The 20,341-nt window shown below is 46.0% G+C and carries 22 protein-coding genes and 2 pseudogenes; 15 read left to right on the forward strand and 9 right to left on the reverse strand.

The annotated features are described in order from the left end of the window. Positions 1-230: 230 nt before the first annotated feature. Positions 231-1,169, reverse strand: a complete 939-nt coding sequence (locus tag ABL924_RS06485; RefSeq protein ID WP_349026261.1) for a hypothetical protein — start codon at positions 1,167-1,169, stop codon at positions 231-233. Positions 1,170-1,390: 221 nt separating this feature from the next. Between ABL924_RS06485 and ABL924_RS06490 the strand changes: the two are divergent. From ABL924_RS06490 to ABL924_RS06535, 10 genes and pseudogenes are all read left to right on the forward strand, one after another. Then, positions 1,391-1,534, forward strand: a pseudogene (locus ABL924_RS06490) (helix-turn-helix domain-containing protein); the annotation flags it as partial. A 53-nt stretch (positions 1,535-1,587) separates the two neighbouring features. Then, positions 1,588-2,649: a site-specific integrase gene (locus ABL924_RS06495; RefSeq protein WP_349026262.1), complete on the forward strand. Its 1,062-nt coding sequence runs from the start codon at positions 1,588-1,590 to the stop codon at positions 2,647-2,649. A gap of 214 nt (positions 2,650-2,863) precedes the next feature. After that, positions 2,864-4,078, forward strand: a complete 1,215-nt coding sequence (locus tag ABL924_RS06500; RefSeq protein ID WP_349026263.1) for an integrase family protein — start codon at positions 2,864-2,866, stop codon at positions 4,076-4,078. Then, positions 4,078-5,907: a hypothetical protein gene (locus ABL924_RS06505; RefSeq protein ID WP_349026264.1), complete on the forward strand. Its 1,830-nt coding sequence runs from the start codon at positions 4,078-4,080 to the stop codon at positions 5,905-5,907. The genes ABL924_RS06500 and ABL924_RS06505 overlap by 1 nt, the downstream gene beginning before the upstream one ends. A 97-nt stretch (positions 5,908-6,004) precedes the next feature. Beyond that, on the forward strand, positions 6,005-6,265 hold the full coding sequence (locus ABL924_RS06510) for a hypothetical protein (protein ID WP_349026265.1): 261 nt from the start codon (positions 6,005-6,007) through the stop codon (positions 6,263-6,265). 131 nt (positions 6,266-6,396) lie between these two features. Next, positions 6,397-6,639 carry a helix-turn-helix domain-containing protein gene (locus ABL924_RS06515; protein WP_349026266.1) on the forward strand — a complete coding sequence of 81 codons (243 nt, stop codon included), beginning with the start codon at positions 6,397-6,399 and terminating at the stop codon, positions 6,637-6,639. Further along, entirely contained in the window at positions 6,632-7,093 is a 462-nt protein-coding gene (locus ABL924_RS06520) for a DNA primase (RefSeq protein WP_349026267.1), read from the forward strand. The genes ABL924_RS06515 and ABL924_RS06520 overlap by 8 nt, the downstream gene beginning before the upstream one ends. Then, positions 7,090-8,565, forward strand: coding sequence for a phage/plasmid primase, P4 family (locus ABL924_RS06525; RefSeq protein ID WP_349026268.1), 1,476 nt, complete (start codon positions 7,090-7,092; stop codon positions 8,563-8,565). Before ABL924_RS06520 ends, ABL924_RS06525 begins: the two co-directional genes overlap by 4 nt. Before the next feature lie 394 nt (positions 8,566-8,959). Further along, positions 8,960-9,979 carry a type IV toxin-antitoxin system AbiEi family antitoxin gene (locus ABL924_RS06530; protein WP_349026269.1) on the forward strand — a complete coding sequence of 340 codons (1,020 nt, stop codon included), beginning with the start codon at positions 8,960-8,962 and terminating at the stop codon, positions 9,977-9,979. Next, positions 9,942-10,781, forward strand: coding sequence for a nucleotidyl transferase AbiEii/AbiGii toxin family protein (locus ABL924_RS06535; RefSeq protein WP_349026270.1), 840 nt, complete (start codon positions 9,942-9,944; stop codon positions 10,779-10,781). Before ABL924_RS06530 ends, ABL924_RS06535 begins: the two co-directional genes overlap by 38 nt. A gap of 43 nt (positions 10,782-10,824) precedes the next feature. On the opposite strand, the gene ABL924_RS06540 is transcribed toward ABL924_RS06535, so the two are convergent. From ABL924_RS06540 to ABL924_RS06550, 3 genes are all read right to left on the reverse strand, one after another. Further along, positions 10,825-11,583 carry a J domain-containing protein gene (locus tag ABL924_RS06540; protein ID WP_349026271.1) on the reverse strand — a complete coding sequence of 253 codons (759 nt, stop codon included), beginning with the start codon at positions 11,581-11,583 and terminating at the stop codon, positions 10,825-10,827. A gap of 334 nt (positions 11,584-11,917) precedes the next feature. Beyond that, positions 11,918-13,750: a tetratricopeptide repeat protein gene (locus ABL924_RS06545; protein ID WP_349026272.1), complete on the reverse strand. Its 1,833-nt coding sequence runs from the start codon at positions 13,748-13,750 to the stop codon at positions 11,918-11,920. Next, entirely contained in the window at positions 13,678-14,319 is a 642-nt protein-coding gene (locus tag ABL924_RS06550; protein ID WP_349026273.1) for a restriction endonuclease, read from the reverse strand. Before ABL924_RS06550 ends, ABL924_RS06545 begins: the two co-directional genes overlap by 73 nt. 267 nt (positions 14,320-14,586) lie before the next feature. Here ABL924_RS06550 and ABL924_RS06555 point away from each other — a divergent pair, with 267 nt between their 5' ends. The 3 genes from ABL924_RS06555 to ABL924_RS06565 are packed head-to-tail and all read left to right on the forward strand — an operon-like array spanning position 14,587 to position 15,949. Further along, complete coding sequence (locus ABL924_RS06555; protein ID WP_349026274.1) at positions 14,587-14,988, forward strand: DUF5681 domain-containing protein; 402 nt, start codon at positions 14,587-14,589, stop codon at positions 14,986-14,988. Continuing rightward, positions 14,988-15,464 (forward strand): hypothetical protein, encoded by a 477-nt coding sequence (locus ABL924_RS06560; protein ID WP_349026275.1) that lies wholly within the window; start codon positions 14,988-14,990, stop codon positions 15,462-15,464. Before ABL924_RS06555 ends, ABL924_RS06560 begins: the two co-directional genes overlap by 1 nt. Then, the gene (locus tag ABL924_RS06565) at positions 15,461-15,949 is read left to right on the forward strand and encodes a hypothetical protein (protein ID WP_349026276.1); all 489 of its coding nucleotides are present in this window, start codon (positions 15,461-15,463) and stop codon (positions 15,947-15,949) included. Before ABL924_RS06560 ends, ABL924_RS06565 begins: the two co-directional genes overlap by 4 nt. Here ABL924_RS06565 and ABL924_RS06570 read toward each other — a convergent pair. The 4 genes from ABL924_RS06570 to ABL924_RS06585 form a co-directional block, all read right to left on the reverse strand. Beyond that, positions 15,946-16,167: a hypothetical protein gene (locus tag ABL924_RS06570; RefSeq protein ID WP_349026277.1), complete on the reverse strand. Its 222-nt coding sequence runs from the start codon at positions 16,165-16,167 to the stop codon at positions 15,946-15,948. The genes ABL924_RS06565 and ABL924_RS06570 overlap by 4 nt on opposite strands. Before the next feature lie 26 nt (positions 16,168-16,193). Then, positions 16,194-16,481 (reverse strand): hypothetical protein, encoded by a 288-nt coding sequence (locus tag ABL924_RS06575; RefSeq protein WP_349026278.1) that lies wholly within the window; start codon positions 16,479-16,481, stop codon positions 16,194-16,196. 13 nt (positions 16,482-16,494) lie between these two features. Then, a complete protein-coding gene (locus ABL924_RS06580; protein ID WP_349026279.1) occupies positions 16,495-16,815 on the reverse strand; it encodes a hypothetical protein in 321 nt (106 codons plus the stop codon). Between the two features lie 312 nt (positions 16,816-17,127). Beyond that, positions 17,128-17,328: a hypothetical protein gene (locus tag ABL924_RS06585; protein WP_349026280.1), complete on the reverse strand. Its 201-nt coding sequence runs from the start codon at positions 17,326-17,328 to the stop codon at positions 17,128-17,130. Positions 17,329-17,976: 648 nt separating this feature from the next. Between ABL924_RS06585 and ABL924_RS06590 the strand changes: the two are divergent. After that, positions 17,977-18,201 (forward strand): annotated as a pseudogene (locus ABL924_RS06590) (DUF433 domain-containing protein). 525 nt (positions 18,202-18,726) lie between these two features. Next, the gene (locus ABL924_RS06595) at positions 18,727-19,890 is read left to right on the forward strand and encodes an integrase arm-type DNA-binding domain-containing protein (RefSeq protein ID WP_349026281.1); all 1,164 of its coding nucleotides are present in this window, start codon (positions 18,727-18,729) and stop codon (positions 19,888-19,890) included. 100 nt (positions 19,891-19,990) lie between these two features. Here the strand turns inward: ABL924_RS06595 and ABL924_RS06600 are convergent, their stop codons facing one another. Next, a complete protein-coding gene (locus ABL924_RS06600) occupies positions 19,991-20,194 on the reverse strand; it encodes a helix-turn-helix domain-containing protein (protein WP_349026282.1) in 204 nt (67 codons plus the stop codon). Between the last annotated feature and the right edge of the window lie 147 nt (positions 20,195-20,341).

A 20,341-nucleotide genomic window follows, 5' to 3' on the forward strand; every position in this document is an offset into this window, starting at 1 on the left:
TCGCATTCAAAGTTAGGCTATCAATCCCCGTTGCAGTTTGAGTGGGATTTTTATAAGAAGGCTGTCTAAAAAAGTGTCCGGTTTATATTGACCATTACACCAATACTATCATCGAATGATGCGATTTTTTGTGCTTGAAAGCAATCCGTGACATCTCCTTTCTATTGCTTTGCTTGCTTTAGCATAATTACACTACCTTTAGTGTTAGGCGCAAATAGTTAAAATCAGATTCACAAATCCCTTTCCCCATCAATATGCTTAGCCCGCTTCATTTCCCGAATATAAGGCATATGGTCGATGCCTGAGACCAGTTTCCTGCGCCAATACAAGGGCGACTCGTCGCCTTCTTCCCAAAGAGTGACAGCTTGGATGGTTTTCCGGCATAATTCGATCGACAACATAGCAGGCATCGACCGGTCGTCGATACGGTGCCGTTCGATAGTCCTGACCAGACCGGCGACCGGGTCTTCCAGGTTGTTTTTGTTTTCGCCTTGGCGGTTGTTCACGCGGGTAAAAAACGCTTGCAAGTCCCTGTGTGTGCCCAGCATGATGAGTGCCCCTGCCAACACACCCGTGACAAAAATATCAGGCTTGGGATTAATGCTGTCAATGAAAGCTAGTTCTCTACTGAAAAGCTTAATGGCTTTTTTGAGGTCGACATCTTCCCGTTCATGGCTCAGCCGTTTATCTTGCAAGGCGCGAGGCCTGCCCCTTAAGGCAATGTTGATCGCTTCACTAATGAAACCACTCTTGATGCGTTCTGAGGTAAAGTTTAAGCCGAGTTCTTCATAAATAACCAGGATCAATTCATTGGTTGGTAGGGTATTTATTCGTTTGGCCTGCACTTCGGCATTTAACGCCGAGAACTCGACTTCTGATAAGTCGAGTACCTGCGCCATCAAGGTGACAGGTGGTTGCAGTTTGCCGGATTGCCACAGTGCCTTTCTGATCTTGCCGTCAAACTTGTACAATTCGTCGCCGACCTTCACTAACAACACTAACCCTGAATACTGGGATAATGATGGTGACTGCTGTAGGAACAGCCAATGGCTGTCATCTTGGTCGGGGTTGAGGTCAAAAACTGGGGATTCCTTAATGCTTAACCAATCAAGGTAGGGAATCTCTAATAATGCATAAGCGGATTCAGTGGAAGAATAGAGTGTTTTCATGCATTGGAATAATAATAAATTTTTTTGTACAAATACCTTATTGATATTAATCAATTTATTATAGCAATAATATTTAATATTATTGTTTATTGTTATAACTGCTTTATTTGAATGAATAATTATGCTGTTTTAGCAGCAAATTGTTCAACTTAGGCAATTTTAACCCGCAAAAAAAGTCAGCGGGGCTGATTTTGCCGTCACCTTCCAACGTGAGGCCTTGCATGAAGACTTTAGACCTGCAACAAGCCGCTGCCCTCCTGCACATCCACCCTGTGACCTTGCAGTCCAAAGCCAAGTCTGGGGTTATTCCTGGCGCAAAGGCTGGCAAGTGCTGGGTATTTGTCGAGGTTGACTTGGTCGACTATATCCGGTCAAACTATGGTCGGCGAACATTGCAGGGTGAACAGGAGATAAGCCTATGTCACTCTTTAAACGCAAAGACTCGTCCGTTTGGTGGGTCAAGGTCACCGTCAACGGACGCATTGTACAAAAAAGCGCTGGCACGTCCCACAGGGCAAAAGCGCAGGAATTCCATGACCGACTGAAGGCACAGCTTTGGGAACAAGCGAAGCTGGGTGCTAAGCGGCAGTATACCTGGAATGAAGCGGTGGTGCGTTGGCTGGATGAAACGCAGCACAAGGCTTCACGCAAGGATGATTTAATGCACTTGCGCTGGCTCGACCCGTATTTGGCAGGTGTGGCGCTGGAGGAGATCAACCGCGATTGCTTGGCAACGCTGGTGCAAACCAAGCTGGGGCATGAAGTCAGCCACGGCACGGTTAACCGGATGCTGGCATTGATCCGTTCCATCCTTCGGAAAGCCGCCTTGGAATGGGACTGGCTGGACAAGGTGCCGAAGTTTCGGTTGCTGCCGGAACCCAACCGCCGGATACGTTGGTTGACACCGGTGGAAGCGCAACGGTTGCTGGCAGAATTGCCGGATCATTTGCAAGCGATGGTGGGCTTTAGCCTGGAAACGGGATTGCGACAAGCCAATGTGACGGGATTGCAGTGGTCGCAAGTGGATGTGACGCGGCGGTGCGCCTGGATTCATCCCGACCAAGCGAAAGCGAGGCGGGCGATTGCGGTACCGCTGTCGCAAGCGGCAGTCGCTATCATCCGCACCCAGATGGGCAAGCACTTGACTTATGTGTTTACCTACCAGGGCAAGCCGGTGATCCAAGTGAACACCAAAGCTTGGCGGCAAGCGTTACGGCGGGCGGGCATCAAGGATTTTCGCTGGCATGACCTGCGCCACACCTGGGCATCTTGGCATGTGCAAAGCGGGACACCTTTGAATGTGCTGCAGGAGTTGGGCGGTTGGGAATCGGCGGAGATGGTGCGGCGCTATGGCCACCTGTCCAGCGACCATTTGTCCGGGTATGTGGACCGATTGGCCGCATTCCAACTGACCAAACCGGGACATTCTAGCTACGATTTAGCTACGGTCAATAAAAACGACTCTGAAAAATCATTATAAGTTACTGATTTTATGGAGCCAATGGCGGGAATCGAACCAGCGACCTACTGATTATGAATTAGCAACCCTCGTGTTTTACCCACTCTTACCCGCTTTTAATAAGCACTAATTACCCTTGTTTATCATAGTACTTAGGTTATAATAAGTCAGACGGTCTTTGAATTACTTTGATTCAATCTGCTTATTAATTGCTTATTAATTTTTGGGGTGGCTCGTGAAGCTGAACAAAACCATAGTTGATGCCCTTCCCTTTGCCGATAAGGGGCAAGTGTTCTACTGGGATGATGAATTGCCTGGGTTTGGCATGTACATCGGCAAGACGGCTAAGACTTGGTGTGTCCAGCAGCGCATAGCGAACAAGACCAAGCGTGTCGTACTGGGGAAATACCCCACCATGACGGCGGAACGGGCAAGGAACACCGCCAAAAAAAAGATAGGCGAGTTGGCTAGCGGCATTGATCCCACGCAGGTAAAGCGCGAAAACAAGGTTAAATCCGTCACCCTTGGCGAAGTCTTTACCGAGTTCCTTAAATCACGGACACTGAAACCCAAGACCGTAAGGGATTACACGGGGGTGATGAACAACATTTACCCAGACTGGCAAAAACTGCCCATCACCGACATCAGCCGTGATGCCGTGGAACGCCGCCATAACAAGGTAGGCACGGAACGGGGACATGCTTATGCCAACCTTGGGGCGCGTACCTTACGCAGCGTGTTGAACTATGCCTCTGCCAAGTACGAGACCGGAAAAGGCTTGTCGATACTGCCAGAGAACCCAATCAAGCGGATAAGCCAGACGCGGAGCTGGTACAAAGTTAAGCCTCGCACAGGCCACCTTAAAGCCCACCAACTGAAAGCGTGGTTCGGTGCCGTGCTGGCTATCGACAACGACACGATTCGGGATTACCTGCTATTCGTCATATTGACGGGTTGCCGCAAAGCCGAAGCCGCTAAATTGCAGTGGGCAGATATTGACCTGACCGACCGTAGCTATGTGTTGCGTGACCCTAAAAACCATCGACCGATGCAATTGCCCTTGTCCGATTACTTGGCGGCTATGCTCACTAAGCGCAAGGCAAACAGCACCAGCGTGTACGTGTTCCCTGGCGATGGCTTTAGCGGACACCTGCAAGAACCCAAGCGGCAAATAGCCAAGGTTATCGCCCAAACGGAGATGACATTCACCATGCACGACTTACGGCGGACATTTGTCACCATAGCGGAATCGTTGGACATATCGGCCTATTCGGTCAAGGCGTTGGTGAACCACAAGCAAGGCGATGACGTAACTTCGGGCTATATCCAGCTAAACGTGGAACGGCTAAGGCAACCCATGCAGACCATCACCGATTTTATGTTGAAATCGGCAGGGATAAAGGAGGCTGACATAGTGGATTTTAGCCAAGTTGTTAAGCGGGGTGCGTGATGGATGGCAGAGACCGCAACAAGTACACGAAAGGTGATGATTTTCCAGCGGCTGACATCTTTAAGGATTGGGACGGCGAAAGGGACGACATCATTTTTGGCCACATTCAAGAATTGGCGGTCTGGTACGACGGCTGGACGGACGGGGAAGAAACAAAATTCTACGAATTACTACTGAAAGGACAAAAATACCAAGGCGAACCCAAATATAACGCTTTTGCTAAAATAGCGGCCATGTTCCCAAGATATAAAACGGAGTTTAGCAAGCCATCCAGTGACTTACTAGGCTATTTGCCACCGTTGGCTGAGCGCTCAAGTATTAAGGAAAGGGTTAAACGTTTTGTTTGGCTAGATATTTTGAAGAAGAGAATAAAGGTGCTTGAAGATTCCATAAGTGACACTAGAAATGATGAACTCTGCCAATTAAACAAAACGATTGCTGAGATAGCGCGGCAACTCGATACACCTGGCTATCGTAGACAAATGGACAATCCCATTGATTTGGCGGTGTTTACGATATTGTTCGGTTCAGGACATTTGCCATTGCGTGAGGACTACACTATCAGCGAAGCGGGCATCTTCGCCATGTTACCAGAAACGGCAATGACAAATGAAAGGTGTGCGACATATCAAAGGAATGCTGACAAAATCAACTTAGAATTCCCTTGTGCTTATCCCGACATAATAAAATGGGCGGAATGGAACGAACTGATTGATGTCCTGATGGCTAGCGAATTAATTGCCGGAGCAAATCCCGAAACCCCACTGACCAAAGCCGATAAAATAGCACAGGAAGAACGCATACTAAAGAAGGGTCCGCCAACAGTTTCATTGCGATGCTTTGTCGATGAGATTTTAGGTGATGAACTTGATAGTTTTGAGACCCTACCAACATTTTATCGTTTGGTGGAAGCGCATGGGCTAGTTGTGTATGACGGGGTGATTGATAGCAACATTGTTTCATCCAATGATTTGCTGATAGCTTTGCGGCACCGAGAACAAGAAGCGGATAAAGCCTTCGATGATACCGATTTCTGGTTTTGGAAACCTTTTTTAAGGCCAGTAGGGAATGAAGTTGGCTACACTCTTTTCCGTGATGATGTTGCACGGGCATATCATAATGCTGGCAAGCCGAAATTCCCTTGGCTTGATTGGAACGGCAATATAGTTGCGTTGGAAGTTGAAGAACATATCAGCATTGATAACACCTGGGAGTTTGGGTTGGCCGCCAAACCGGAAGATTATCAAGACGCTATTAAGCAAGACGCATGGACATGGCAAGAAGCGTTATGCTGGTTGAAAGGCCGCTTTCCTGATAAGTGTCGGCTGCACCAATTGCCGAAATATTATAGTGAAGAAGCCGATTTGATTATGCGGGCGATTAAAGCGGGACGCATGACCGCTGGTAGCACTTCCCCTAAACAGTGGGTTGAATGGGCAAGGGAAAAAGGATGGGGCATTTCGCCACTAATCGAACAATACTTTCCCCCAGATAATGTTAGTGAGGATAAGGAAGTAAAACTGGAAACTGTAAATGATGAACCGCAGAAATCAGAGCCGATAAATAATTCTAATGTTAAACACAGTGTTGCAGGTGATCGTGAAGAACAAATAAAAGCGGTAAAAAAGGTAGCGGCAAACCTTGAAATTGAGTTGCTGGACATACCGTACGGTGGAGTGGTAAAAATCAAGGCCGAATGCCTTAATATCACAGGGTTTACCGATGCCAGCTTTGAACATACTTGGTCTGAAATGAACACGAGGAGGCTGGTCAAGGTGCGTAACAAAGAAAACTATATATCTCAAAAAGGGGGCAAAAGGGGGCAATAAAAGCGATAAAAATGCCTACCTTTGCCGTCTTGATTGCCCCCTAGTCAGGTATGTTCAAATTTAATCCGAGTTAAGAAAACAACTGAGGATTAATTAAATGACTATCGAAGATAACCGTACCAAATCGCTCCAAGATTTTTATTCAGCGCCAGACGAATCGCTATACGGGCAAACCGTCATAGCTGACGTTATCGACTGCTCAAAAGCAAAACTCGAACGCGACCGATGGGCTGGCACGGGCATTCCATTTATAAAAATTGGCAGGCAGGTAAAGTACCGGAAAGGCGATGTACTGAACTGGCTGAACCAACACCAGCCGCGCCAATCGACGAGCGAAACCAAAAGCGTCGCTGCATAAAAAAAGCCTAGCACTCAACGACAAGAGCTAGGCTTTCTGTGACCAATCTAACAACAGTATGGTTATTTTAACCGAATTTCATATGGATTGCATCTGTCCGCCTGGCCTATCCGACTATGAAGGATTTGACCATGACAATATTATCGACCAACACCAAACACCAGCAGTTACGCTTGCTGGCTTATCTACTTGCTTCCCCCATCACGACTACCGAAGCACGGCAAATTCTGGACATAATGCATCCAGCGGCGCGAATTCAGGAATTACGCGAGCTTGGGCATAACATTATCACTTTTTGGCAAACCGTAGACACTGGCAAAGCCAAGCATCGTGTAGCTCGATACGTCTTATTGAATGGTGGCAACGATGGGTAATCTCGCCTCTTTTGCGGCCTATCAGCCCATTGAACCAAAGACAGAACAACTGTTATCGCGGCTTAATGGCGTTAAAAACACTGGGCGCGACAAGTGGTTAGCTTTGTGTCCGAGCCATGATGACCGTTCACCAAGTCTTAGCATCAAGCAGGTTGACGACCGCATTTTAATCCGATGTTTTGCCGGATGTGGCTACTTGGACGTACTGGCGGCAATCGGCCTTGATGCCTGTGCGCTATTTCCTGACAAAATCCCAAGTCCTTATGAGAAGCCGAAACCCGTCCCACGATTCAACCGATCAGAATTGTTCGACATAGCCATAAGCGAAGCCGGAATTTTGGCGTTAGGGTGGAATGACCTGCTTGTTATTGGCAACGTGTCAGAAGCCGACCAAGAACGTGTCCAACGGGCTTACAGCACGGTCATTGATTTGTTGTGCGAGGTGCGAAGATGAAATCCTTGGATGACAGATTAACAGGTGCGGTAACATCAATCAGGCAACAAACAGCCGTTGAAGATTTAAACGAGAAATCACCCAAGCTCAAGGCAACAAAGGCTTTGCTGGCTAATGTTGAGTGGGTTGACTTGACCAAAGTTTGCGAATCGCTTGGCTGGAGAAAAGACGGCGAAAAACTGCCGAGCCAGAAGCATTACAAAGTTGCCATTGTGCATACGCTGGTTCAAGTTGCCAAAAAACATCATTGGCATGTTATTTTCGATACGGGCTTTTTTTATATTTTCAATGGCGCGTACTGGGTGGCACTGGAAGACCCGGAAGTGAAGCAGCTTCTTAAAAACGCCGCTATCAAGATGGGTTACATCGAGATTGAATGCCGTGACTCAAAGTTTGTGGACAACTTGTTTAAACAGGCTGAGCAAGATGGTTTTTTCAGTGAAAAAAACTACGCGAAGCAGTCCATCATCAACTTGAAGAACGGATCGCTGGTGTTAGATGACAAAGGCATTAACATAAAGTCGTTTGATTACCGAGATTTTTTGACTCACCAACTGAACTTTAATTATGACCCTAAGGCCGTTAATCAAACATTCCTGACTTACCTGGAACAAGTGCTGCCAAACCAGGACACACGCAAGACCTTACAGCAAGTGGCTGGCTATTTGTTTGTAAAAGATTTGAAGATGGAAAAGGTTATTTTCTTGTTTGGCTTTGGGGCTAACGGTAAGTCGGTATTTTTTGAAGTGCTAAGTGGCGTGATCGGCATCAACAATATCAGCAACTATTCCCTGGAATCACTCACCGACGATAAGGGTTACAGCCGCGCCATGATTAAGGACAAAATCGTGAATTACGGCACAGACATTCGCCTAACCCGAATTGATGCAGGTAAGTTAAAAACGCTGGCTTCTGGTGAACCTATCGAGGCGAGGTTGCCGTACCGTGACCCGTTCATCATGAACGATTACGCCAAGTTTATTTTCAACGTCAACAAAATGGATTCGGCCAATATTGAGCATACCCACGGTTTCTACAGGCGGCTGTTAGTGATACCGTTTAACCAAACCATTGCTGATGACAAGCAGGATAAGGACTTACACAAGAAAATCCTTGTTGATCGTGCTGGCTTTTTGAACTGGATAATTGAGGGCGCGAGGCAGGTTATAGAAAATCGCGATATTTTTATTTCCGATGAATGCCTTAAATTCAAGCAACAGTTTATTCGTGAGACGGATTCCGTGGCTATGTTTGAAGACAATATTTTGGAAGACCTGAAAGGCAATATCTATTTCAAGTCTGTTACCAATGCCCATAAAGAGTACAAGGAGTTTTGTGTAGAGGCAGGTAAAAAACCCTTAGGCCGTACCAATTTCAGCAAGGGCATGGTGGCATTGGGTTTTGAAAAAAGCAAGAAAGATGACGGCCAGATGCTTGAAAAAAACTACACGCAAGAAAAAATGTTTAAATGATTTGTCAGAACGTCAGGCTTGAGGTTTTGGCTCTAACAATCAGCAGCTTATCCCTGACAAGTTGGCTTTTATTTTGTCAGTAGTTTGTCAGGGGCGGGTTTGTTTTGTCAGGTGGGGAATATTTTACAATTCGTTTTCCTGACAAAGTGAGTACCATTCATGACATTTATAAAGCATTTCGTCAGGCTATTGTCAGGACACAATCCCAGTAATCATGCGGCTTACAGGCTAAGCCTGACAAACTGACAAATAGTCTACAACCTTTTTCTGAGCATATCTTTTGGATAGCTCGAAATTCGTTAGTGGGTTATGAGTAGTTTGTTCATTATTTTGACCTGTACATTATTAATGAACAGACTAAAATAATGTACACGGACATCAAAAGGGTTGAAAAGTGAAGGACTTAGAGATAGAGCTATTAGATAAGGCAATAGAAGCCCTTGCTAAAATTGGCAATGTTAACATTAACATAGAGCATTATTTCAATGATTATCCAGAAATTGATGCCACAGGAACTTTGACTACAGATAGCGTGGATATTCCGCTTGCAATAAAGATTAAAGCGCATTTAATCACAGTCTCAGCGGGGCTATTAAAGCCAAAAAATAGTTACAAACAATTGCTTTTGGTTGCTAATTATGTAAATCCGGTTATTGCTGAACGCCTAAAGGAACAAGGCATTTGGTTTCTTGATGCCGCAGGAAATGCCTACATCAATCACAACCCAATCTATATCTACGTCAAAGGCAATAAGCCACTAGAAAAACCAGCGACGCGCCCAATAAGCAGAGCTTTTCAAATTACAGGGCTTAAGGTCGTCTATGCCCTTTTGTGTAATCCTGAACTCGTCAATGCGCCTTATCGTGAAATTGCCCAAACAGCAGACGTTGCTCTAGGCACGGTAGGCTGGGTGATGACAGACCTCACGCAACTTGGTTTTATTGTCGATATGGGACGCGGGGGGCGTCGATTAAGGGATAAGCGGAGATTGCTTGAGCGTTGGGTCATTGCCTATCCTGAAAAATTGCGCCCTAGACTTGAAATAGCCCGATATAAAGCCCCCCTGCCTAATTGGTTGCAGACAGTGGATTTACATGATTTTCAAGCACTTTGGGGCGGTGAAGTTGCCGCCGACAAACTTACCCACTATTTAAAACCAGAGATAATCACCATTTACTTACCGGAACAGCAGAAAACTAAATTTTTTATCAAAAATAGACTGCGGAAAGACCCAGCGGGTGAAATTGAATTGCTCAAAACCTTTTGGGACATTAACGATGCCACAAACAAACCATCACTGGTAAACCCCATACTAATCTACGCCGACTTGATAGCAAGCGGTGATCCTAGAAATATCGAAACGGCGCAAATCATTTATGACCAAGAACTTGCTGAACATTTCCGGGAAGATTAGCGAACCGATAGTCAAAATCTATGAATTGATTGCTGAGGTTGCTAACCAGAACGATACGCAATTCTTTATCATAGGTGCATCGGCAAGGGACATAATCTTTGAACACGCTTACGGTATAAAAGCACCAAGAGCCACGCGGGACATTGATCTGGCGGTACAGGTTGCCACATGGCATGAGTTTCAACGGCTAAAAGATCAGCTCATTGCGACGGGGCAGTTTGGCAGCACCAAAATGGTACAAAGGTTGATGTACCAAAACAATATCCCAGTGGATATTGTGCCGTTCGGGACAATCGAAAGTGAGGGCATTATTAGCTGGCCGCCTGAAAACGACATCGAAATGAACGTAACGGGTTTTCAAGATGTTTACGACAACACCCAACTAGTCAGGCTAAGAGAAAACCCTGAGTTAGATATGTTTGTGGTAACACCTGCTGGGCTGATGGTTTTAAAAATCATGGCTTGGGATGAACGTAAATCTTTAACTCAAAAAGATGCTTTGGATATTGAATTTATTTTGCAAAATTATGTGGACGCAGGGAATGAAGGCTCTTTATGGGAATATTATGAGGATTTAGCCGCTGATGAAAATCATGATTATAATTTGGATGGAGCAAGGATTCTAGGCAGGGATATGGCAAAAATACTTTCCGCGCAAAGTAAACAATTAATCCAAAATATCTTAGCCGCCGAAACTGGCGAACAGAAAATTTATCGGTTAGTAGAAGCCATGAGTAACTTGGAACAATTTGAACAACGCCTTGAGTTATTGGAAACCTTCAAACGTGGCTTTAATGACTAGTCGCTTTGGAACATGCTAAGAAATTTAACGAGCCGAAAGCCAGTCAACCGCTAACCCTTTGTTGCCGGATCATTTCCAGTTCAATTTGCTTTTCGGATATTTGTTGCCTGAGTTGGCGTTCCAGATCGCCCAACGGGTTGCCGCCCATTGCTTCGGCTTCGGTGACGGTGAGTTTTAATTCGTACAATTCATGGGCTGTTTGAGCAGCAATTTCTTGCTGGGCTTGATCCAGTCGGCGGCGTAATTGGGCTATGCGGCGAATGGTTTTAACCAGTCGAGCGGAAACGTCTTCGCCTATTATGGCTTCGGGATCATGGCCGAATTCGATAATCAACTTTTCGATTGCCGCCTTATCGCCTTTCTCATAGGCGACATTGACCTTTGCCATGATTGCATTTCGGCGGTTGCGTTCGGCATCGGTAGTGGCACGGTCAGGGTGCATCAGCTTTGCCGCTTGCCGGAAGGCTTGCTTTAATTCCGGCGTTATTTCTGGCGGCGGTGGCGGCTGTTTTTCTGCCAGCCCTGCTTCTTCGGCGGATTTTTTTGCTTGTTGTTCGGCGGCTTCGGCTTGTGCTTGGGCTTCGGCATTGTCCAGTTCTAGCCCTGCGGCTACCCTGGCGATTTGTGCGATAAGCCGATCCAGTTCCGCAAACAACCTTCCAACGGTTTGATAGTAATGATACTGAAACTGGGCGGTTTCTACCTTGAGGGTTTCCAGAGTTTCTTCGGCGGTAACAACTTGGTCTTCCAGAGTTGCCAGTTCGCTTTCCAGGCGGGTTAGTTCTTGTTCTTCGGGGAGCATTATGTTTCGTTCCAGTTGTTTCGAAGTTTTTAAATCCGCTATAGCTTGAAATATTTCTGTTATTCAGTGGCAGATATTCCAATTTTCAACACAAATCAATGAAAGTAGCCCACTCACCGACTTTAGCCAACTAGCTCACCACCACATGAACACGCAAGATTACCATTTTTATGTCGGGTTTTTCCCTGGGTGCAACATAACCCACAAGTTCGCTGGCAATCTGTGCATATCATGATATTTTCAAATTTCCATCCTACTCCGCATGAGTCGCAGTAATCACGTTCCCACATACGATCATCCCACCAATCTTGGGGTTGTTCAGCTAGAGAAGCCGCTAAAAACTCATGGACAATTTTGAGATACCGTCTGCTTTTCCTCCGGCGCTCGTCGTCCAACAATAAAAACTGGATAAAGGCGATCCTTTGAGTAAATCTTCGGTTCGTCTGCCGTTTAAAATCCAATGACTAGCTAAAGCTTCAAATCTTTCATGGGCTGAAAGATTATGTCCTAAGTTGTTAGGAACTGACTTCCTAATAAAATCGGGGCTATATAGCTTGCCTAAATACCATTTAGCATCTTCATCACCACTTTCAGCTTGATGTCGATACCATGATTCTAGCTTACCTTCTTCATACAGTTCTTTTTCTATTCGACGGCCATATAAGGGCATATTTTTTAGAGGGTATTTATATTTAGGGTCTATAGCTTTCTCTAGCCAGAACACGGATGTCATATGGTTTTCATTTACGCCATCACCCAAACTATACATCCAGCCTAAATTCCATTGTGCCGCCCTATGACTCTGTTCGGCAGCTTGTGTATACCAATATGCAGCTTCTTTGAAATTTTGTTCTACACCGTGTCCATATTGATACATCCAGCCTAAATCAAATTGGGCTTCCGCAACATCTTGCTCCGCATATTGCTTCGACAAATTGAACACTCGTTTTTCATCCGATTCTGCAACGAGTGCTTTTCGATAAGCTTGAATAAAATTAGTGTGTTGACCAGCTTTTTTGTTCCAGAATGCGGCCTTTTCATAGCTTTGAACAACATCGCCATAACCGTGATAGTAATATAAGGCTAGATTTATTTGTGCAGCCTCCAATCCACTCTCTGCCGCTTTGCTGTACCAGTAGTACGCTTCTTTTCGGTCTCTTGCGATACCGCAACCATCATCAAGAATATCGCCTAATAAATTTTGGGCATTCGGGTTGCCCTGTTCAGCCGCTTTGCGATACCAAAATAGAGAAAGTTTATCGTCTTGATTTATGCCATGACCATTTTTGTAGGCTACTGCCAAAAACCATTGCGCCCAAACTTCACCAGCGTTAGCCTGCTCAAGATACCAGCCAAAAGCAAGCTCATCATCTTCTGGAAACCCTAGACCTTCCCATGAATACTGAGCGACACAAAATTTAGCTTTTTTATGTCCTCTTTCAGCAGCTTGCAAATACCAGTAAAAGGCTAATTCGTCATCTTGTTCTAGCAAGCCAGTGTCATGTTCGTATTGATAACCAATACCAAATTGGGCATTTGTATGACCAGCCACAGCAGCCTCCATTTGCCAGCTTAGTGCCTCGTCGTAATCTTGTTCAACGCCTAAACCAAATTCGTACATACAGGAAACATTGAACATGCCAGTCGCATCACCGATGCCAGCAGCCGTTTGATACCAATGCAGTGCAAGTTTATAGTCAAGTTCGACTGCTTCCCCAAGGCGGTATAAAGTACCTAAATCGTTCCAAATATCAGGGTCATTTTGTTTACGGTTATCAAAACAAAAAGCAAATGCCAATTTAGAATAAAATCGGGAAAGGTGGTTATTTTCAGGTACGCTTTGTTTGCCTTTATAAAACTGTGAAATAGGGAAATAGGCTTTGCCATATCCATAATCAGCCAATGTTTTAAAGGTTTCAAAAACTTCAGCTAATTCAGCTAGTTCTTCGTCAGCCCAACAATTACCAGTGCAATCCTGATTACCATCATTAGTTATTCGATTATAAATATTCCGTGCTTTCCGGTAAGGGGCATCCAGTTCAGTCCGTGCAATCCCAATTTCTTTATTCTGAATGGCAATTAAAGCACGACCGATCAGGCTGGAAGTGGGCGTTGCAGTGGCATTGACGGCACGGCTTTCGGTAATCTGCGGCAGTTGGTCAGCCATGTTTGGGGGCGGTTTGGCTTTGGCATCTGCATGATGAGTTTGCCGATTTCTTTGCGCCCTAGCAGGTTTACATTGGATTGTTTGGCGAGTTCTAACGCGTTGGGCGTGTAATTGCCGGTGGTAACAACCCAGGCACTATTGCAGCGGTAATACGCCATGCCAGATAAGGCTTCTTGCACTGCGCCTACGCCAACACTGCCAACCCAACGTTTGGCCTGGACGGCAATTTTCTGTTTGTCTTTGTGCAGGAGCAGGTCTGCGCCATAGTCCCCGGTTATGGGCGTGGTTTCTACGTGATAGCCGTGGCTTTTGAACAATCCGGCGAGATAGCCTTCAAACTCCGTACCCGTGAGCTTTGCCAACTCGTTAACCTGCACAGAACCATAATGCTGCTGCCAGCGTTCATGCTCATTTTGTTTATGGCGTAAGTCTTTGTGTTGTTGTTTGGCAAACGCCAAGGTATCGCGCACGTAACGGGCTTCGCGCTCTGCTTGGGATGGTTGAGGTTTTGGCGCGGTTGGTTTTGCGGGTGCGTCACTGCCAAATATCCAATCTGTTAGCCAGTTCATGAGAGTAGGTTCTTGATTCCTCAGTTGGTGCGGCTGAATGTTGATATGTAAGCCTTGTTGGATTGGCTAATCATGCCATAAAAAGTAAGGACAAACAAAGTATAGCTAACTTAATAAAAGCCGATAAAAGATACTGTGATGTAAATTCAACTTTTAAAAAATAAATAGGCTAAATGCGACCTAAGCCACACAAAGCTAAATGGAAAGCGGAACTACCGATAGTTCTCTTGCTATGACAAAATGCCTGATAAAAGCAGGAAATAACAGATGGGTAAATTCAAAGAAGGTGAATCGGGCAATCCAAGTGGCCGACCGCCTGGGTTAACAACGGCGAATAAAATCCGGCACGAAATCCAAGAATCCTTGCCTAGCATTCTGAAAACCGTAGTAAAGGCAGCACAATCCGGCGATATGGCGGCCTGTAAGCTGATCCTGGACAGGGTTTGCCCGACGATAAAGTCAGTAGCCTTGCCTATCAATCTACCCTTTAGTGGCGGACTGGTTGACCAAGGCAATGCCGTTATTCAGGCTACGCTAACAGGGCAAATCCCACCAGACATTGGCGCACAATTGATAACGGCATTGTCCAACCAAGGCAAGCTGGTTGATTTGGAAGAGATGTCGGACAGGCTGGCGCGTATCGAGAAACAATTGTCAGCGAGGAAATGATGCAACACGCACAAGTTGAAAAACTGTATAACAAATTAACTCCTGTTGAACAAGCAAACCTTGTCGTTGAAGCCATTGCGCGTAATGACGATGACGAAATGGAGGTTATCGTCAATAGCCTTGAAAAGCGCACCTACCGTATTTGGAATCCGGAGTACACATTCAGGAAGGAGGGGCTTATGACATTGGCTATGACTTACGGTGTTAGCTACTGGAAGCACCGAGAATTGTTTATCCGGGCGATGAGTGTTTATGACAAGGGCAATAAGGAAACGGCTTTTATTTTCTTGCAAGCAGCCGCCCAAATTAGGGGGATGGAGGTAGCTTTGAATAATGTATGCAGCCGAATCAAAGTCGATGTTGAAGCGATCAAAACACTTGCTGATTGCAAAGGCGAAATTGCCTTTGGCGATGATGCCGACCCAGAAATCGTTGCAGAATATACTGAGCTGTTTATCAACATGGTGAACCTATGAAGGCCGCTCAAATGGATAAGCTCTACTCAAAACTTACGCCGCACGAGCAAGCGGCACTGGCGTTTGAGGCCATTGCCAATAACGACGATGGCGGGAGAGAAATGATTGTCGGCAGTGTCGAACACAAAGACTACCGATGTACCCACTGGGATTTTAGGTCGCGTTTATTGGGCTTGACGACCCTAGCCAGCTATTACGCGCTGATCTACTGGAAAACCCGTACTTGTTTGGCGGTGGTAGGCAGCAAGTACAACGAGCGCGGCGACGAAGCCGACCAAAAAGCTGCTTTTGAATTTTTGGACGCACTGATAGCGATGGAATGCGCCTTGCATGAAGTATGTGCCAAGCTCAATATTGATGTGCTGGCGGTGAAGAAACATGCCCGATGCGAAGATGAATACACCCCTGACAAGTACGGCAACGGTGAATTGGTGGAGGAGTATGTCGGGTTGTTTATGGGGCTTGTCGGGGTTAACGAAGGCTAATCCGAAAAAACCACCAGACGCGGCTTGTCCGTGCCGTCCGTGCAGATGCCCAGCAACTTGGCACGGATATTCATATCGTGGGTTTCGACAAATGTGATTTGTGCCAGTGCGTCTTTCTCGTTTTCTGCGATGACGACCGCATCAAGCTCGTAGATGCCATCTAAAACACCGTCAGGGTGGAGCCTGAATTGTTCCCAGTAGATGTGGTAGATGTTCATAATTAGTAAGGATTGTCACCGCTTGCCTAGCTATAAACTGCACGGTAAAGGACGTGGTATTTTCCCTCCAGTTCGACAGACAAGCTTTCGGCCAGTTGCTTGCCTTTGGCGTTGAATGCTTCCCAGTCAAAACCAGGTTCACCGCAGTGTCTCTCAAAATCCAATATCCAGTCCTTAAACTGGGCTGTCAGCAAATCGCTAATTTCGTAATCGTCAGGAAAACCATAAACGCCAGCAATGTTACTGCCGACATAACGCGTTTGTTCTGATGCTTCTTTAATCCAACCATAATCACCTATTCCGTTTTCGGCCATGATGGTGATCGTTTTATTTGGAGACAAAACCACCAGGCTCCCCCTGCCAAAGCAATTCGCAATCGCTGAAATCATCTTCATCGTAATTGGTTTGCTTATCAATAAACTCAGCCGTATTGCTCGGATCAGTTATTTCCATCCAATGGATATGACCGTCGATTTCGGTGACCAACATCCATCGTTTCTCACCCATACAAGCCCATTTTCCGCTTCCGATATAGACCTGTATCGGCCATATATCACGGTCGAGGCAATCCACAAAGGCAAAGCTTTTACGTGCGTTAGGGTTTGGCTTGGCGGTATCTGGCAGGGTTTCGGGAAATGGTTTCCACATGGGCAATACCTCACAAGCAATGGATAAAATAGCCAGTCAGTGCGATATCCAAATCCACCCCGGCCAAACGAGGCGGAACGGCCTATAACTGGCTCCAAGCACTTGCCACAAGGGAAAGTCCGCGACAATCCCATCCGGTACCGATAACCAGACACCCTTTGCGAACCTGCCCCCAATACAATCGGTGGAGGCCATCCAAACGGGACACTGGGTAGTGGCAATTTGGCAAACTGCTAAGGTTGTATGCCTACAATGCGGACATACGCGCCCGCTGGCTCTTTCCAAGATTATTTTCCATGGCGAGTTCCAGCCTTAACCACCCACCGCGCGTGATGCACCTCTTTCGAGTCCCCCGCTGAAACGTCCGAAACGTTCGGTAGGCTGGCTTACAACATCCACTAAAACGGAGCGAACCCGTTTCAAATGCCCTTGGCGGCATAGCGGCTTTACTGCTTGCCCGGAATAAGCCAAGACCGGGCAAGCCTCAACGCTGCCAATGGTTAAAACACCCAATTCCTAATTACGACGGCTCAGGTAAACCTGAGTTTGGTGCGAATCTGAAAACCGCGTGTGGTTCAATTCAGAATCGGGTTAAAACACCCGATGTGTATGGAGTCGGCATCTAAAAGCGCCTCGTCCCACTCCTTTCGGGGCTTAAAACACCTACACCCCAACTCAACAGGCGCGTCACTTTTCAGCCGCATAAACTCGAAGTCTTTCCTGCCCCTACGCTGGGACGTGGGCTTATTGCAACCTGCCGTGTACGCGGACGGCTCGAAAGCTCTTGGATATGTGCGAAACAGCACTCCGCCACGGTCAGGCTTACTGCAACACCTCTCAGTTTCCGGGCTACGAACCCGTAGAGCCAGTGTAGCCAATAACGCCCTTGCTTCCCAAATGCTCGCGCACCGTTGGTAGCTCCAACACCAAGCAGGCCACGCTTGGCTGACTTCTGACCCGCTCCACAAGGGCATTCCCCCACGGCAGCGTTCAAAATACTTGCCGCATCCCAAAAAGGGGCAGAGCCACAGTCCGCAAATCGAAGGGGGATAAGATATTACCACAGTCCCGTGCTGGATAAAACACCGTAAAAGACGTTAAAAGACACTGGGGTTATAATATTGGCTTAACGACAAGCAATGCGTGGAGTGCTGCATAAAGATGGGCTACCAACAAATTATCACCATTGAACCCGGGGAACGGGGCGGCAAGCCTTGCATCAGGGGCTAGCGAATCACTGTCGATGATGTCCTTTGGTATTTCGCGGCGGGTATGACAGAGCAAGAGATTCTGGATGACTTCGACTATTTGACCCACGAGGACATCTTGGCCTGCTTTGCCTTCGCGGCGGACAGGGATCGTCATACCCGTATAATCGGCGGATGAAGTTATTGTTCGACGAGAACTTGTCGCCCAAACTGGTGCAAGCAATGCCCCAAGGATGTTTATGAACGCCAAGGTTGGCCCGTTTTCTTTCCGTGCCCAATGCCCTTAATTAAGGGGCGATTATTTCTTGAAAACAACCGACCGTTACCGCCAGCCATGCGGTTTTTTTGTGCCTGATCGTTGCTTATTTTGAGGCGGTTTTATCCCAACTGCTTATTATGTGCTTATTAAAACTCAACGCAGAAAGAACTTGTTTTTTAAGTTATTGATAACATGGAGACAATGATGGGAGTCGAACCCACGACCTACTGATTACAAATTAGTTGTCCCTAGGTTTTTAAGCATTTGAATCTCATAGCACTTATATATTAATATATTGATATTATTGCGATTATACATTTCTTTACATTTCTCCAGCTTTCGTTAGAATACCCAAAACAGCACTCAATCCTTGACCCGGCATTGACCCAGAATTGACCCCAAAGAACATCTGATTTTGTATTTGCACAAGTGGCGGTAGTACCTATGCCCGAAAAACTCAACTTCACCCAAACCAAGATTGAAAACTTACCCATACCGAAATCAGGCCGGTTGGATTATTACGACACCGACAAAACCCGCTTAACATGTCGGGTAAGCTCTACCGGGGTAAAGTCATTTGTTGTGCTGAAATGGAACGGAAAATCGGCGCAGCGAGTTACCATAGGCCGTTTTCCTGATGTGACCGTCAGCGAAGCGCGAAAACAGCATGATAAAATTCTGGGTGACCTGGTAACTGGCATCAATCCCACCGAGGAAAAGCGCAAGCAGCGACACCGCAGCCTGACTTTGCAAGAATTGCTTGATCGTTATATCTCGGATAAGTCCGATCTCAGGGAAGCATCCATTAAAGATTACCGGCAACAGTTAAAGACCGGCTTTTCGGACTGGCTTGATAAGCCGATTAACAGTATTTCCCGTGAGATGGTGTTGGCACGTCGAAAACAATTCACCGGTGCACGTGACAATAAAATGCGGGTATTGCGCCTGTTGATGCGTTATGCCGTAGTAACGCTCAAAGCGTTAGACGAAAATCCAGTTGATGTGATCCGTGACGGTGGCTTATGGGCACGGCCTAAACGTAAAACCCGCATGATACAAAGTGACAACTTGAAGGACTGGTTTCAAGCCGTATTGAATTTGAACAATGAAAAAGCCATGGTGTATTTATTACTGTTATTGCATACTGGTCTTAGGGATCAAGATATCCGTTATCTGGAATGGCAAGACGTGGATTTGAAGAATAACTGTTTTATTGCGCGAGACACTAAAAACCATACTGATTTTACAGCTTACATTGCCCCACAAATAATACATTACCTGAAAAGTTTGCAAAAAATAACTGGAGAAAGCTGTTATGTTTTTCCCGGTGAACACAAAGACGGCGTGATGGGAATACCGCGTAAACCCATAGCACAGGTAACTAAGGAAACTGGGATTGTGTTTAGCAGTCATGATCTAAAGAGGACCTTCTTAACTATTGGTGAAGCGACCATGGTTCCCTTCTCGTTACTTAAAGCCCTAGCAAACCACAAAACCGACATCGATGTGACGGGTGGCTATATCAATGCTGAGGCTAAAACATTAAGGGCGGCAACATACAAAATTGCAGATTATATTCATGTGCATGTCCAACCAGAAAAGTCTTAAATTTTTCGTTATTGATTAATAAGCCACAGTCTAAATTGTTCGATGAATGATCAGAAAAACATGCTTAAAAACATTTTTTGTAAAAGTTCAAATGAAATAATTATTTGATAGTACTGGTTTCAATAAACGCTTTTAGGTCGCTGGTACGGTATTTAATTTGTCGCCCAATCCGAACGTAGGGAATACGTACTTCACCAGTTGAACGCCATTTAATCAAAGTTGCCGTCGGAATGGCTAGCAAGTTCGATGCACCTTCGGTGTCGGTTAGCGTGTCTAGATCTAAGGACAGTTCCTGTAGTTTCATATCATATCCTCGCAGAATGTCTGAGATAAGCTTTTTAGTCAGAATCATAGTTTGTTTGCCCCCTCTGCCCTCGAATCACAAAAGCTGAGTTAGAATAAAACTTATCCTTTTATTCAAATCCAATATTTCTCGCTTACAATCTGTAGT

The sequence above is a fragment of the Methyloglobulus sp. genome (genome assembly GCF_040079455.1).
In the GTDB taxonomy this organism is placed as follows: Bacteria; Pseudomonadota; Gammaproteobacteria; order Methylococcales; family Methylomonadaceae; genus Methyloglobulus.